Genomic DNA, 12,308 nt, shown 5'->3' on the forward strand with positions numbered 1-12,308 from the left:
CATCCTGCCAAACCCGTCCACGCGCGTACCACCGACCCGCTCAATGCTCATACCTTGGTCTACATCTACGCTGTCCGCGTGCCCACCCTGAGTGAGCTCGCCCAGAGCCACACCGACCTCGACAGCGATGATGTCGAGTGGCTTCAGCTGCTCATGGCCGACTGGCAGATCCTGGCCGACCTCTCCTTCGCCGACCTGGTGCTGTGGCTTCCGGACAAGTCCGGCAACGGCTTCTGGGCGGCCGGTCAGATGCGTCCTACGACCGGTCCGACGGCCTACGTCGACGACATCGTCGGCATGTTCGTGCCGAAGGGGCGCCACGCCACCCTCGACGACGCCGTCGACGCCGGCCGGCTGGTGCGTGAGGGCGATCCCGAGTGGCGCGACGACCTCCCGGTGCGGGTCGAGACCATCCCCGTACGCCGCGCCGGCCGCATCATCGCGGTGCTGAGCCGCAACACCAACCTGCTCGGCGTACGCACGCCCTCCAAACTCGAGCTGTCCTACCTGCAGACGGCTGCCGACCTGACCCAGATGGTCGCCAACGGCTACTTCCCGGCGGTCGGCCAGCGCAGCGACCACACCGACACCCCTCGGGTCGGGGACGGGTTCGTGCGGGTGGATGCCGACGGAGTCGTCGACTACGCCAGCCCCAACGCGCTCTCGGTCTTCCGCCGGCTCGGCCTCTCCGGCGACCTCGCGGGCCAGTCGCTGGCCGGGATGACCCGGGCCCTGGTGCCGCCGCGCAAGCGCCCCGACGAGGAGACGCTCAGCGCGGTCCTCGGTGGGCGGGCGCACCGCGACACCGAGATCGACACCGGGGTGATGGCGATCATCATGCGCTCGATCCCGCTGCGCCCACGTGGCGAGGCGATCGGAGCGCTGGTGCTGCTGCGCGACGTCACAGACCTGCGCCGACGCGATCGTGAGCTCGTCACCAAGGACGCGACGATCCGCGAGATCCACCATCGGGTGAAGAACAATCTACAAACCGTGGCCGCGCTGCTTCGGATGCAGTCGCGCCGGGTCGACTCCGGCGTCGCGCAAGACGCCCTGAACGAGGCCGTACGCCGCGTCGGGTCGATCGCGCTGGTCCACGAGATCCTCTCCCAGCAGGCCGTCGAGGAGACCGTCGAGTTCGACGAGATCGCCGACCGGCTCGCCTCCATGGTCGGGGAGGTCACCTCGGTCGGCGTCGCGGTGCGGGTGCGCCGTGAGGGCTCGTTCGGGCTGCTGCCCTCGGAGGTGGCCACGCCGATGGCGATGGTCGTCACCGAGCTCCTGCAGAACGCAGTCGAGCACGGCTACCGCGGCAGCGGTCCCGGCGATCCCGAGACGGGCACGATCGTGATGTCCGTACGACAGCAACCCGCCGGGCATCTCCAGGTGACCATCGAGGACGACGGTCATGGACTACCCGACGGGTTCAGTCTCGACACATCGACAAACCTTGGGTTGTCGATCGTGAAGACTCTCGTCGAAGGCGAGCTCGGTGGCCGGCTCTCGTTGGGGCCCCGGCCTGACGGCCATGGGGCAAGAGCTGCGGTCGAGCTGCCGTTGGAGCTCTAGTGGTGGTGGCCTCTAGGGGTTGATCAGACGGCGGTGCGGACACGCGAGCGGGCGTTGCGGCGCTTCAGCGCGCGACGCTCGTCCTCGCTCAGTCCACCCCACACGCCGTGGTCCTGACCGGCCTCAAGAGCCCACTGAAGACACTGCTCGCGAACGTCGCAACGTCGGCAGACCTGCTTGGCTTCCTCGATCTGGAGGATGGCCGGGCCGGTGTTGCCGATGGGGAAGAACAGTTCCGGGTCTTCATCGAGACAAGCCGAACGGTGGCGCCAATCCATGGCTGGGTAGACCCTCTTTCTGACGTAGGATGGGCAAGGCCCTGGTGCTTCGAGACCCTGCGAGTCGGCACGTGGCGGGGATGTGTGAATGTCTTCACGTGCGTGCTGGTCTCTAGAGTTCCAAGAAATGGACTCCGAAACAACCCCTAACCAGTGTCTGGTTCGTCACCGGACCGTAACACTCAGTCTTCCTGGGGCTAGACAATTCGGTAACGCGGTGAGTTACCCGCAAAACCGGTGGTGTATGCTCTCGCCGTTTTCACGCCCGTGAAGGTCCAGTGTACGGGCATGGCCTAGGCTGCTGAAGTGACCGCGCCGCATCGCCCCTGGACTCTCTTGCTGACCGTGTTCGCTGCAGGCATCGAGGCCGCGGCGATGCTGTTCTGGGGAGCGCTGGAGTTCGTACGCATCCCCGACGCAGCCTCGCTCACGACCGCGATCGCGGGCGGCGTGTTCTTCCTGCTCTGCGCGGCCGGCATCGGCTGGTGCGCCTTCATGTTCTGGCGCCTGGAGTCGTGGTCGCGGGCACCGCTGGTGCTCGTCCAGCTGATCGTGCTCGGTCTGGCCTGGAACCTACGTGAGGATCTCGCCGTCGCGGGCGGGCTCGCGCTGGTCGCCGTGGTCGCCCTCGTCGGCATCTTCGCGCCGCCGAGCATCGCCGCGCTCGAGCAGCGCTAGACGTCAGTCCTCCTCCAGCGCCTTGCGGAGCTGGGTGAGCGAGCGGTTGAGCAGCCGGGAGACCTGCATCTGGGAGACCCCCAGCTCGGCCGCGATCTCGGTCTGGGTCTTGTTGCGGAAGAACTTCAGCATCAGCACCTGCTTCTCGTGCGCCGAGAGGCTGTCGAGCACCGGCTTGATCGACTCGCGCACCTCGACGTCGTCGAGGCGCAGGTCGTGGGCGGTCAGCGAGTCGAGCATCGGCGCCGTCTCGTCGCTCTCGGAGTCGAGGGACAGCGCGGCGTACGCGTTGCTGGACTCCAGGCCCTCGATGACGGTCTCGAGGCTGACGCCGAGGCGGGCGGCGAGGTCGCGGGCGGTGGGGGAGCGGCCCAGCTCCTGGGAGAGCTCGGCGGTCGCGTCGCGGAGGTTCTGCTGCAGGTCGCGAAGGCGACGGGGGACGCTGACGGCCCATCGGCTGTCGCGGAAGTAGCGCTTGATCTCGCCGAGGATGGTGGGCACCGCGTACGTCGAGAACTCCACGTCGCGGGAGAGGTCGTAGCGGTCCACGGCGTTGAGGAGGCCGACCACACCGACCTGGACGAGGTCCTCGTGCGGTTCCCCGCGACCGTAGAACTGGGAGGCGCAGTACTCGACCAGCGCCATGTTGAGGTGGACCAGCTCCTCGCGTGCGGCGATGCGCTCGGCGTCGCTCAGGTCCGGGCCGGCGAGGGTCGTGAAGAGCTCACGGGAGCGTGCGCGGGCGTCCTCCACCTCGCTCGAGCTCCTGGACCTCGACGACCGGATCGTCTCCTGCGCCATGTCAGCGCGCGGCTCCAAGCGGGGTCGCTCCGGCGACCAGCGAGATCCTGAGCTGGTCGCCGTCGGGGGTGGCGGTGACCTCCCTGGCCAGCGTGGTGAGCACCTGCCAGGCGAAGCTCTCCTCGTCGATCTCGGCCTCGGCGTCACAGGTCGTGGTCACGGTGACCCCGATGGTGTCCTCGCCGAGGTCGAAGACGACGTCGAGGTCTGCGGTCTCCGAGGCGCACTCGAGACAGATCGCGGCCGCTTCGCTGACCGCCATCCGCAGGTCCTCGATGTCCTCGAGGGTGAAGTCGAGGCGCGCGGCGAGAGCGGCGGTCGTCGTACGCAGCACGGAGACGTAAGCACCTTCTGCGGGAAGGCGCAGCTCGACCTGGGGCATCTGTGTGGTCAGTCCTTCCGTGGGAGTCCCGACGATTATGCAACGAGACGGGTCTCGCCGGGCCGATAACCCACCGCAGCCGCTCCGAGGACGGAGCGGCTGCGGCGTACGGGCTGATGTGAGAAGGGCTCAGGCCTTCTTGGTGGCCCAGAAGATCTCGGCGATCTCGTCGATCTTGGCGAGGAGCTGGTCGGCGACCTCGAGGTCGAGGGTGCCCTTGGTGCCGGCGGCGCCGGCGAGCTTGGTGGCCTCGTTGACGAGGGTGTGGAGCTGGGGGTAGGCCTCGAAGTGCGGGGGCTTGAAGTAGTCGGTCCACAGCACCCAGAGGTGTTCCTTGACCAGGTTGGAGCGCTGCTCCTTGATCACGATGGCGCGGGTGCGGAAGTCGGGGTCGTCGCTGTCCAGGGCCTTGGCGATGACGGCCTTGACGGACTCGGCCTCGATGCGGGCCTGGGCGGGGTCGTAGACGCCGCAGGGCAGGTCGCAGTGGGCCGAGACCTCGATGGTGGGAGCGAAAAGTCGCGCGAACATGCGGGTCCTCTCAAAGAGTGTTCATGTGTCCTACGGATTGCGACACTACTCCGCATGGATGACACCGCGGCCAGGGCACCCCGACACTCCTGGGGGATGGCGAAGGTCGTGGGGGTCTCGATGGAGCCCACGCTGCGGGCCGGGGACCGGTTGTGGGTCTCCTACGGACGTACGCCGGTGGCCGGCTGCGTGGTCGTCGCCCGCCTCGCCGACGGGGCGGTCGTGGTGAAGCGGGCCGTGGAGCGGCGTACGACCGCATCCGGCCGCTCCGGGTGGTGGCTGCTCTCGGACAACCCGGCCGCTCCCGGGGTGATCGACTCCCGTCATCGCGGGCCCGTCGCGGACGCCGATGTTCTCGGGGTCGTGGTGGGCCGGCTGTGGCCACGGCCCCGTGTCCTGGGTGCTGCTCTGCAGGAAGACTCCAGATGAGGGGTTCGTCACCTGTAGGAAACATCAACCGCTTCCTCCGGTAGCCTGTGGGAAACTTGCCATCCGGGCATCACATCCCTGTAGATGGCGCCTTGCGCGGCTCCACCCTTCGGCTCGCGTTCGACCGCCCGACGTCCCGAGTCCGTAGTTTTCTGGAGGCCCCCAATGACCGAGTCCACCCTGTCCACCGAGACCAGCGCCTATGACGGCGACCCGGTGTTCGAGCTTCACCGCGGCGGCAAGATGGCGATCGCGGCGACCGCATCGGTTTCCGACAAGGCCTCGCTGTCGATGGCCTACACCCCCGGTGTCGCTCGGGTCTGCACCGCGATCGCCGAGAATCCTGAGCTGGCCCACACCTACACCTGGGTGCCCAACACCGTCGCGGTCGTGACCGACGGCACCGCGGTGCTCGGCCTGGGCGACATCGGTCCGGCCGCCGCGATGCCGGTGATGGAGGGCAAGGCGGTGCTGTTCAAGGAGTTCGGCGGCGTCGACTCGATCCCGATCTGCCTGGACACCACCGACGTCGACGAGATCGTCGAGACCGTCATCCGGATGGCGCCGTCGTTCGGCGGGATCAACCTGGAGGACATCTCCGCGCCGCGTTGCTTCGAGATCGAGGACCGCCTCAAGGAGGCGCTCGACATCCCGGTCTTCCACGACGACCAGCACGGCACCGCCGTGGTCACCCTGGCCGCGCTGATGAACGCGCTGAAGCTGACCGGCCGCAACCCGGAGTCGACCCGCGTGGTCATCTCCGGAGCCGGTGCCGCCGGCGTGGCGGTCGCCAAGATCCTGCTCGAGTTCGGCATCAAGGACCTCGCCCTGCTCGACCGCAAGGGCGTCATCTCCTCGACCCGCTCGGACCTGACCGCCTCGAAGAAGGCGATCGCCGAGGTGACCGCCGACGTCACCGGTCGCTCCGGCTCGCTGGCCGAGGCGCTCGCCGGCGCCGACGTCTACGTCGGTGTCTCCGGCGGCACCGTTCCCGAGGAGCTCGTCGCGACCATGGCGGACGACGCGATCGTCTTCGCGATGGCCAACCCGAACCCCGAGATCCACCCCGACGTCGCGCACAAGTACGCCAGGATCGTCGCCACCGGTCGCTCGGACTTCCCCAACCAGATCAACAACGTCCTCGCCTTCCCCGGGATCTTCCGGGGCGCGATCGACGTCCACGCCTCCTCGATCACCGAGGGCATGAAGCTCGCTGCCGCCCAGGCGCTGGCCGCTCTGGTCGGCGAGGAGCTGACCGAGTCGAAGATCATCCCCGAGCCGTTCGACCCGCGCGTCGGTCCCGCGGTCGCCGCTGCGGTCGCGGAGGCTGCTCGGGTCGACGGGGTGGCTCGCGCCTGAGCGTTCCTTCGGCAAGGGATGCAGGCGAACTCACGCATCCCCAGCGGAGCTCCGCTGGGGATGCGTTCCGCCATCTGCGTACCTTGATCGAGGAACCGCAGAGATCGGTAAGGTCGGGCGCATGTTCGCTGCCTACGCCGAGAAGTTCTCATCCGACGACCCGATCTCCGGCCTCGTGCTGGGGGAGCGGCCCGAGCCGGTAGCGCCGGACGGGTGGACGACGGTCACCGTCAAGGCGGCCTCGCTCAACCACCACGACCTGTGGTCGCTGCAGGGGGTCGGGCTCAAGGCCGAGGCGCTGCCGATGATCCTCGGCTGCGACGCGGCCGGGCTCGACGAAGACGGCAACGAGGTCGTGGTCCACTCGGTGATCTCCTCGCCCGACTGGACCGGCGACGAGACCCTCGACCCGAAGCGGTCCCTGCTCTCCGAGCGCCACCAGGGCACGTTCGCCGAGAAGGTGATCGTGCCGCGCCGCAACGTCGTGGCGAAGCCCGCCGGGATGTCCTTCGTGGAGGCCGCGTGCCTGCCGACGGCATGGCTGACGGCCTACCGGATGCTGTTCACCCAGGGCGGGCTCAAGGCCGGCGACTCGGTGCTGGTGCAGGGCGCCGGCGGCGGCGTCGCGACCGCCGCGATCACGCTCGCGCGCGCGGCCGGCCTGAAGGTCTACGCCACCTCGCGTGACGAGGCGAAGCGGAAGCGTGCCCTCGAGCTCGGTGCCCACGAGGCCCTGCCGTCGGGGGAGCGGCTGCCGGTCAAGGTCGACGCCGTGATCGAGACCGTCGGCCGGGCGACCTGGACGCACTCGGTCCGCTCGCTGCGTCCCGGCGGGGCGATCATCATCAGCGGCACCACGTCTGGTCCGAACCTCGACGACGCGATGCTGACCAACATCTTCTTCCTGCAGCTCAAGGTGATCGGCTCGACGATGGGCACCCGCAACGAGCTGGCGAGTCTGGTCTCGCTGCTCGAGGCGACCGGCACCCGCCCGCTGATCGACCGCACCATGCCGCTGACCGAGGCCAAGGCCGGCTTCGAGGCGATGCACGCCGGTGATCTCTTCGGGAAGGTCGTCTTCACCCTCTGACACCGGCCACGTGCCGGCGGTCTGCGTGACGGCGGTCTGCGTGACGGCGGTCTGCGTGACGGCGGCTGTGTGACGGCGGCTGTGTGACGTACGGAATATCGTTCGACTCTCCCCGGTTCGGCAAGGGACCATTGAGTGTCACTGCCGGGGGGCTCGAAAAGTTTCTCGTGGCGTGATGTCGAAATCGGCACCGCCCGTTCGATCTATGTATGAGAGCGGGCGGCACCGGGCCCCTGCGTACGACCCGAGGAACTCGTCATGACTGCTGCCGTCACAACATCGCATCGTCCACTCGATGGTGAGAAGCGGCGTACCCCTGCTGTCATCACCCTGCTCGTGCTGGCCACTTTCGTGGTGATCCTCAACGAGACGATCATGCTCAACGCGATCCCGAACCTGATGAAGAGCTTCGAGGTCACCGAGCACGCCGCCCAGTGGGTCTCGACCGCGTTCATGCTGACCATGGCGTCGGTCATCCCGGTGACCGGCTGGTTCCTGCAGCGGGTGACGACCAGGACTGCGTACGCCACGGCGATGGGTGTCTTCATCGCCGGCACCGTGATCTCCGCGATCGCGCCGGTCTTCGGGATCCTGCTCGCCGGCCGGGTCATCCAGGCGGCCGGCACCGCGGTGATGATGCCGCTGCTCATGACCACGCTGATGACGGTGGTCGACGAGAGCGACCGTGGCCGGGTGATGGGCAACGTCACCATGGCCATCTCGGTCGCTCCGGCGCTCGGGCCGACGCTGTCCGGGCTGATCCTGGGCTTCGGCTCGTGGCGGCTGCTCTTCCTGCTGGTCCTGCCGATCGCCGTCGTCGTCGCCTGGTCCGGATTGCGCCGCCTGGAGAACGTCAACGAGCCCGCCGAGTCGAGCGTGGACTGGGCCTCCGTGGTCATCGCCGCGCTCGGGTTCGGGTCGCTCGTCTACGGGCTGAGCCGGTTCGCCGAGGGTGAGGTCGGGATCCCGCTGATCATCGCCGCCGTCGGTGCGGTGCTGATCCTCGGGTTCGTGCTCCGCCAGCTCCGGCTGCAGCGCATCGGCTCGCCGCTGCTCGACCTGCGCGCCTTCCTGCACGGCACCTTCACCAAGTCGCTGGTCCTGATGTCGATCGCCTTCCTGGCGATGATGGGCTCGATGATCCTGCTGCCGCTCTACCTGCAGAACGTGCGCGGGCTCTCCCCGCTCCTCACCGGCCTGCTGGTGATGCCGGGCGGTCTCGCGATGGGTCTCCTCGGGCCGACCGTGGGCCGGATCTTCGACGCGTACGGCGGCCGGGTGCTCGTCATCCCGGGCTCCCTCGGCATCGTGGTCGCTCTCGGCGGGCTCTCGCAGATCTCGCTGACCACGCCCTACTGGCTCGTGCTCGTGCTGCACATCGTGCTGATGGTCAGCCTGGCCTCGGCCTTCACCCCGGTCTTCACCCTCGGTCTCGGGGCGCTGCCGATGCACCTCTACTCCCACGGCTCCTCGATCCTGGGCACGCTGCAGCAGGTCGCGGCCGCGTTCGGCACCGCGCTGGCGGTGACCGTGATGTCCGTACGCAGCGATCAGGTGGTCGACAAGGTGGGTGTCGTCGAGGCCCACGTGAGCGGCCTGCAGGCCGCGTTCCTCGTCAGTGCCGGCCTGGCCCTGATCGTGGTAGTGATGGCGATCCTGCTGCCGGCCCGGGCCGAGGGGCACGCGGAGCCTGCCGAGGAGCCTGCTGATCAGCCGGAGGCGGATCTCGACGCCGAGCTCGCCGAGCTGTGCGAGCACGGGCTCGAGCCTGCGGTGTGCGGCTGCTGAGTGGCGTATTCCTACGCCTCCGAGCGCCACTGATAGACCCCGATCAGCAGCATCCTCAGCTGCGTGCGCACACCGGCGATGATCTGCTCCTCCTGCTCAGGGCGCGTGGTGGAGAGGATCTGCTCGGCAGTGGCGACGAGGACGGTCACGAACAGCGACGAGAGCACGTGCAGGTCCTTGGCGGTCCAGGTGTCGGTGCCGGTCATCAGCGCGAGGTCGGTGGCGAGCTCGCGCTCGCAGAGCTCGATCTCGCGCCGGATCGCCTCGCGCACCGAACGCGGCCCGGCGACCCGCTCGCGGGCGATGAACCCGAAGTGGTCGCGGCGCCGGTGGACGTGGTCGACGAGGGCATCGATCGAGCCGTCGACGATATCCTGGTCGGCCCGGGCGTTGCGGCGTACGTCGCGGAAGAGGTCGCGCAGCGAGTCGAAGGACTCCTCGACCAGTGCCAGCCCGAGCGACTCGATGGAGTCGAAGTGGCGGTAGAACGCGGTCGGCACGATGCCGACCTGCTTGGCGACCTGGCGTAGCGAGAGCGCGGTCAGCGAGCTGTCGGAGCACAGCTCCAGCGTCGCGTCCAGGATCGCTCGCCGGGTCCGGAGCTTGCGCTCCGCACGGCTTTCCGGCTCCGCCCCTGTCTCGATCACGCGCCCATCCTATGGGCAACGGCCTGCGAGACGTCAGGTGCACACCTGTACACCGTGATCTGGACCACGTGCGCGGTGTCTTGACGCGTGCTGGTGCGACCCGCCATGGTTGTCGGTGTACAGATGTTCACTGAAAGGCGAAACACATGGCACTCGACCTCGGCGGCCGGATCCTCCGCTCCCGCACGGTTGCGGCGCTCGCCTCACCGCACGGCATCGACCGCTATCTGACCCAGATCAACCCGATGCTGGCCGCGCACGAGGTGCGGGCCCGCATCACCGACATCCACCCGGAGGTCAGCGCGCCCGGCGCGCCCCGGGTGGCGACGGTGACCCTCCAGCCCACCTCGACCTGGCGCGGTCACCGCGCCGGCCAGCACGTGAGTGTCGGCATCGACACGGGGGAGGGGCGCCGGACCACCCGCGTCTTCACCGTGTCCAACACCGAGGGCAAGGCGGGTGAGCCGCTGACCATCACGGTGCGTGCCCACGACGACGAGTACGCGACCCCCTACAGCATCTCCAAGTACCTGACCGAGCGGGCCACCGTCGGCACCCTGGTGCACCTGTCCCAGGCCGAGGGTGACTTCGTCCTTCCCGACCGCGTGCCCGAGCACATCATCCTGATCTCGGGCGGCTCCGGCATCACTCCGGTGATGTCGATGCTGCGCTCCCTGCAGCGGCGTACGCACCGGGGCAAGGTCACGTTCCTGCACTGGGCGCCCAGCGCCGATCGCCAGATCTTCGCCGACGAGCTCGAGGAGATCCGGCACCAGGGCCACGGTGTCGACCTGCACATCCTCCACACCGCCGACGGGGCGCCCTATCTCTCCCCGGCACTCCTGGAGAAGCTCGTCCCGGGCTATCGGGAGGTGCCGACCTGGGCCTGCGGGCCGGCGTCGCTCATCGAGGCGGCCCAGGCTGCGTACGACGGCACGGACTCGCTCCGCGTGGAGTACTTCAAGCCTCCGAAGACCGCCGGCGTGGCCGGTGGCGAGATGGAGTTCGCGCGCACGGGCACAACCGTCGCCAACGACGGCGCCACGATCCTCGACCAGGCCGAGGCCGCGGGGCTGACCCCCGAGTCCGGCTGCCGCATGGGGATCTGCTTCTCCTGCACCACCAACAAGAGCTCCGGGCGGGTCCGCAACATCCTGACCGGCGAGACCTCCGAGCTCCCCGACGAACAGATCCGGATCTGCGTGAGCACGCCCGAGGGCGACTGCTCCGTGGACCTCTGACGATTCCTTCAAGGAGACACCCCCATGACCACTGTTGAGAAGACCGGAAACCGCCGACTGAGCCCCCAGGAGCTAGAGGCGTTCGGCGCCGAGATGGAGGCCATCCGCCAGCGGATCGTCGCCGACCTGGGCGAGAAGGACTCGGCGTACATCTACGACATCGTCAAGAAGCAGCGCGCCTTCGAGCTTGCCGGCCGCGCGCTCTTCTACGTGCCCGTGATCGGCTGGGTGCCGGCCGTCGCGTGTCTGTCGATCTCCAAGATCCTCGACAACATGGAGATCGGGCACAACGTCATGCACGGCCAGTACGACTGGATGGGCGACCCCGACCTCAACTCGCGCATGTTCGAGTGGGACACGATGGCGCCGGCCGAGAACTGGAAGTACGGCCACAACTACATGCACCACACGTTCACGAACATCGTGGGCAAGGACCGCGACGTGGGCTACGGCATCCTCCGGATGGACGAGGACCAGAAGTGGCACCCGTACTACCTCGGCAACCCGCTGTACGCGTTCCTGCTGATGACGTTCTTCGAGTGGGGCGTGGCGATGCACGACCTCGAGGTCGACGAACTCGTCGCCGGTCGTCGCACGTGGGCCGAGAACAAGGAGATCGGCGCCCGGATCTGGCGCAAGGTGAAGAAGCAGACGCTGAAGGACTACGTCCTCTTCCCGCTGCTCACCGGTCCGCTCGCGCCGCTCACCTTCGCGGGCAACTTCACCGCCAACATCATCCGCAACCTGTGGACCTTCAACATCATCTTCTGCGGCCACTTCCCGGCCGGCGTGGCGTCGTTCTCGCAGGAGGAGTGCGAGGACGAGACCCAGGGTCACTGGTACTACCGCCAGCTCCTCGGTTCCGCCAACATCACCGGCGGGCGCATCTTCCACATCATGTCCGGGAACCTGTCCCACCAGATCGAGCATCACCTCTTCCCCGACCTCCCCGCCCGCCGCTACCCGGAGATCTCCGAGGAGGTCCGCGAGATCTGCGAGCGCTACGGCCTCTCCTACAACACCGGTCCGCTGCACCAGCAGCTGTGGGGCGTCTTCAAGAAGATCTGCAAGTACGCCCTCCCCGACCGCAAGCGCCCCGCGGCCCAGGGTGTCGAGGCCGCTCCCGCCCTCGAGGGGGTCGCGGCATGACGCCTGACCAGCCACAATGGGTTGTCATGGAGCCTGAGCTGAGCAAGAGCGAGATCCGCAAGGATGTCGCGCAGAGCGCCGTCGAGGTCACGGCCACGACCGTCGGCCAGGTGGCGGTCATCATCACCGGCGCCGTACGAGACGTAGCTGGTGCCATCGGCGGCCTCGCCACCGAGCTCTTCGAGCTCCGTGCCGCTGCCAAGCGTGCCGAGAAAGACCTCGGCGACTAGGTAGTTCTGGCGGCCGAGTCCGCAGTTGTGGGGGGGGCGACCAAAGGGTTGTGGGGGCCCAAACACATTTTTAGTGGGGCCGACAGAATAGTGTGGGGGTGTGTGGGTTGTGGGGGGGGGGGGGGGGTGGGAGGGG

14 protein-coding genes are annotated in these 12,308 nt (G+C 68.1%); 9 read left to right on the plus strand and 5 right to left on the minus strand.

Annotated features, from left to right (window positions below; translation table 11 throughout):
- Positions 1-78: 78 nt before the first annotated feature.
- Complete coding sequence (locus ACIA03_RS19510; RefSeq protein ID WP_396985504.1) at positions 79-1,569, plus strand: sensor histidine kinase; 1,491 nt, start codon at positions 79-81, stop codon at positions 1,567-1,569.
- A 23-nt stretch (positions 1,570-1,592) separates the two neighbouring features.
- Here ACIA03_RS19510 and ACIA03_RS19515 read toward each other — a convergent pair whose 3' ends face one another.
- Positions 1,593-1,847 (minus strand): WhiB family transcriptional regulator, encoded by a 255-nt coding sequence (locus tag ACIA03_RS19515; protein WP_008362075.1) that lies wholly within the window; start codon positions 1,845-1,847, stop codon positions 1,593-1,595.
- A 306-nt stretch (positions 1,848-2,153) separates the two neighbouring features.
- Between ACIA03_RS19515 and ACIA03_RS19520 the strand changes: the two genes are divergently transcribed.
- Positions 2,154-2,525, plus strand: a complete 372-nt coding sequence (locus ACIA03_RS19520; protein ID WP_396985507.1) for a hypothetical protein — start codon at positions 2,154-2,156, stop codon at positions 2,523-2,525.
- A 3-nt stretch (positions 2,526-2,528) separates the two neighbouring features.
- Here the strand turns inward: ACIA03_RS19520 and ACIA03_RS19525 are convergent, their stop codons facing one another.
- From ACIA03_RS19525 to sodN, 3 genes are all read right to left on the minus strand, one after another.
- Complete coding sequence (locus ACIA03_RS19525; RefSeq protein WP_396985509.1) at positions 2,529-3,278, minus strand: SigB/SigF/SigG family RNA polymerase sigma factor; 750 nt, start codon at positions 3,276-3,278, stop codon at positions 2,529-2,531.
- A gap of 49 nt (positions 3,279-3,327) precedes the next feature.
- On the minus strand, positions 3,328-3,708 hold the full coding sequence (locus ACIA03_RS19530; protein WP_396985511.1) for an anti-sigma factor: 381 nt from the start codon (positions 3,706-3,708) through the stop codon (positions 3,328-3,330).
- 129 nt (positions 3,709-3,837) lie between these two features.
- A complete protein-coding gene (gene sodN, locus ACIA03_RS19535; protein WP_141795452.1) occupies positions 3,838-4,239 on the minus strand; it encodes a superoxide dismutase, Ni in 402 nt (133 codons plus the stop codon).
- Positions 4,240-4,293: 54 nt separating this feature from the next.
- Between sodN and ACIA03_RS19540 the strand changes: the two genes are divergently transcribed.
- The 4 genes from ACIA03_RS19540 to ACIA03_RS19555 all read left to right on the plus strand — a co-directional run bounded on the left by ACIA03_RS19540 (position 4,294) and on the right by ACIA03_RS19555 (position 8,905).
- Positions 4,294-4,668, plus strand: coding sequence for a S24 family peptidase (locus tag ACIA03_RS19540; RefSeq protein ID WP_396985514.1), 375 nt, complete (start codon positions 4,294-4,296; stop codon positions 4,666-4,668).
- A gap of 165 nt (positions 4,669-4,833) precedes the next feature.
- Positions 4,834-6,027 (plus strand): NADP-dependent malic enzyme, encoded by a 1,194-nt coding sequence (locus ACIA03_RS19545; protein ID WP_396985516.1) that lies wholly within the window; start codon positions 4,834-4,836, stop codon positions 6,025-6,027.
- 121 nt (positions 6,028-6,148) lie between these two features.
- Positions 6,149-7,117, plus strand: a complete 969-nt coding sequence (locus tag ACIA03_RS19550) for a zinc-binding dehydrogenase (RefSeq protein ID WP_396985518.1) — start codon at positions 6,149-6,151, stop codon at positions 7,115-7,117.
- Between the two features lie 258 nt (positions 7,118-7,375).
- Entirely contained in the window at positions 7,376-8,905 is a 1,530-nt protein-coding gene (locus tag ACIA03_RS19555; RefSeq protein ID WP_396985520.1) for an MDR family MFS transporter, read from the plus strand.
- 11 nt (positions 8,906-8,916) lie between these two features.
- Here ACIA03_RS19555 and ACIA03_RS19560 read toward each other — a convergent pair whose 3' ends face one another.
- Positions 8,917-9,552 carry a TetR family transcriptional regulator gene (locus ACIA03_RS19560; protein ID WP_141795457.1) on the minus strand — a complete coding sequence of 212 codons (636 nt, stop codon included), beginning with the start codon at positions 9,550-9,552 and terminating at the stop codon, positions 8,917-8,919.
- A 146-nt stretch (positions 9,553-9,698) separates the two neighbouring features.
- On the opposite strand from ACIA03_RS19560, the gene ACIA03_RS19565 reads away from it, so the two are divergent.
- The 3 genes from ACIA03_RS19565 to ACIA03_RS19575 are packed head-to-tail and all read left to right on the plus strand — an operon-like array spanning position 9,699 to position 12,172.
- Positions 9,699-10,793: a flavin reductase family protein gene (locus ACIA03_RS19565; protein WP_396985523.1), complete on the plus strand. Its 1,095-nt coding sequence runs from the start codon at positions 9,699-9,701 to the stop codon at positions 10,791-10,793.
- Positions 10,794-10,817: 24 nt separating this feature from the next.
- Positions 10,818-11,942 (plus strand): fatty acid desaturase family protein, encoded by a 1,125-nt coding sequence (locus ACIA03_RS19570; RefSeq protein ID WP_396985525.1) that lies wholly within the window; start codon positions 10,818-10,820, stop codon positions 11,940-11,942.
- Positions 11,943-11,968: 26 nt separating this feature from the next.
- Positions 11,969-12,172: a hypothetical protein gene (locus tag ACIA03_RS19575; RefSeq protein WP_396985527.1), complete on the plus strand. Its 204-nt coding sequence runs from the start codon at positions 11,969-11,971 to the stop codon at positions 12,170-12,172.
- Positions 12,173-12,308 lie beyond the last annotated feature (136 nt).

Origin of the sequence: Nocardioides sp. NPDC051685, assembly GCF_044453405.1 — a bacterium.
GTDB lineage: Bacteria > Actinomycetota > Actinomycetes > Propionibacteriales > Nocardioidaceae > Nocardioides.